Genomic DNA, 2,249 nt, shown 5'->3' on the forward strand with positions numbered 1-2,249 from the left:
GGTTATGACAAGTTATTTTTTATGTAAAGAAATAATAACAACCCATGTAGTATAAGCAATTATTTGTAGATTTCTTTACATAATAATGCCGATACTGTTACTAAAGACATTTATGAAAGGAGAACGTTGTCTATGGTAACAGATATCAGTGAATTAATTAAACTATGTAGTGCAGAGCTGATTGACAGACAGTACAAACCTGACTATGCAGAAAAGATTCAGTCGCACTGGGATGAACTAAAATGCTGGATGGAAAAGAACTCTTTAACAGTTTTTTCTGAAAGAATCGCTAATCAGTATTGTGATTACCATATAGGAACCCATCTGCTTTTAGAAGGGATGAGTTTAAAAGACAAAACGCATTTAAGAGCCATTCGTATGCTTGTTTCATATCAGAAAGATGGCGAGTTTGAATTCAGATCACCAAGAGTTGAATACACTTTTTCTGGTAGAACAGGAAATTTAATACAGGAATTCCTTATTTATGCACGAGATGAACTACATAGGACACACTCTACTATTTCTGAGTACACAAGGGTTCTTTCTAAACTAAATGCTTTTATGAAATATCGAAATATTGATTTAGAAATGATAGGCATGGATGAAATAGAAAACTATTTCAAGGAGTACTGTGAAACAGTTGGCGCAAGGCATGATTACGCCAATTCCCTTCGTCAATTTTTTAGATATATTTATAGCAGGCATTATACGATAAAGGATCTATCATCATTTATACTTCCTGACAGTTTTAATCGGCATAGCAGCATTCCTACGACGTATACTGAAGAAGAAATCAGCAGAATAATAAATGCTCCGGACAGATCTTCTGCTATAGGAAAAAGAGATTATCTTGTATTGCTACTTGCAGCTGAGTATGGCTGGAGAAGTGCTGATATAACAGGCTTTAGGCTTGATCAGATAGATTGGGATAAAAACATCATACGATTCGAACAACAAAAAACTGATGTCCCAGTAGAGTATCCGCTCCTTTCCTCGGTAGGAAATGCTATTATAGATTATCTTCAGCATGGAAGGCCAAAATCTGAACGGCCAGAGGTTATCCTTTCATCAGAACAATCAAAATATGGAAAGCCATTAAAATCCCCTACTATTCATTCAATTGTTACAAGATATATGAAAAAAGCGGCTATAACTGGATGGAAGGATAAAAAGCATGGAGCCCATTCTTTAAGACATAGCCTGGCCTCAAATCTATTAAAGAGAAATGTTTCTCTTCCGGTTATTAGCACAGTTCTTGGACATCAATCTACTGAAACTACGAAAATATATTTAAAAGTAGATATTGATCGCCTTCGTACTTGTACTTTGAGTATGCCTACACTTTCTTCCCGTTATTATAGAAAGGAGGCAACAAAGTCATGAAATATACTTATGTCTCAGGATTTGCAGATGAGATGAACTGTTATGTCGCTTATAAAGAAGCATCAGGTTTCAAAAGACTCTCATATGAAAAACGTTTGGCTCAGTTTGACAGGTTTTGCGTATCACAAGGAATAACGGATGTAAGATTTACCGAAAATGATGCAATCGCCTGGGCTGTTAAGAGGGATGAGGAAGCTGTAACAACTCATTATTCTCGCATTAACTTTGCCAAAAATTTCCTGCTGTATCTGAACAGAAAGGGTTATGATGTCTACATTCCTCATGATATCAAATCAATTCAAAGCGACTTTAAGCCTCATATATATACAGATGATGAGATTTTTAGGTACTTTCAGGCAGTGGATACTTATGAGCCTGATAAAGGGAATAAAAAGAATCTTATTCAGCTTCCTGTACTATTCCGGATTCTCTACTGTTGTGGAACAAGAATAAATGAAACTCTTGGCATAAGGAAAAAGGATGTAGATCTTGAAAACGGAATAATAGCTCTATATGAAACCAAAAACGATTGTGCTAGGTACATTGTGCTTTCAGATGAATTGCTAGATTTAATAACACAATACGCAGATAAATGCTTCTATGCCCTTGAAGATGATGAATATATTTTTACAAATGTAAATGGTGACCGGCTCTGCGGAGATGTCATATATGAACTTCACAGAAAGTTTTTGGATAAGGCACAAATACCATATTTTGGCGATGGTAACGGGCCAAGGATACATGACTGGCGACACACTTTTGCAGTACGTTCGTTTAAGCAGATGGTAGACAACGGCGTTGATCTTTATGTTGCATTACCGGTACTGTCAACATACCTTGGACATAAAACAATATATGCAACTGAA

Annotated in this window: 2 protein-coding genes; both read left to right on the plus strand. The window is 36.0% G+C overall.

The annotated features are described in order from the left end of the window. The first annotated feature begins 132 nt into the window (after positions 1–132). Complete coding sequence (locus G601_RS0113715) at positions 133–1,383, plus strand: site-specific integrase (RefSeq protein ID WP_026510725.1); 1,251 nt, start codon at positions 133–135, stop codon at positions 1,381–1,383. Further along, the coding region (locus G601_RS0113720) for a tyrosine-type recombinase/integrase (protein WP_026665703.1) at positions 1,380–2,249 on the plus strand (870 nt) is incomplete at its 3' end. The genes G601_RS0113715 and G601_RS0113720, both read left to right, overlap by 4 nt.

Origin of the sequence: Butyrivibrio sp. FC2001 (genome assembly GCF_000424125.1) — a bacterium.
Taxonomy (GTDB): Bacteria; Bacillota; Clostridia; order Lachnospirales; family Lachnospiraceae; genus Butyrivibrio.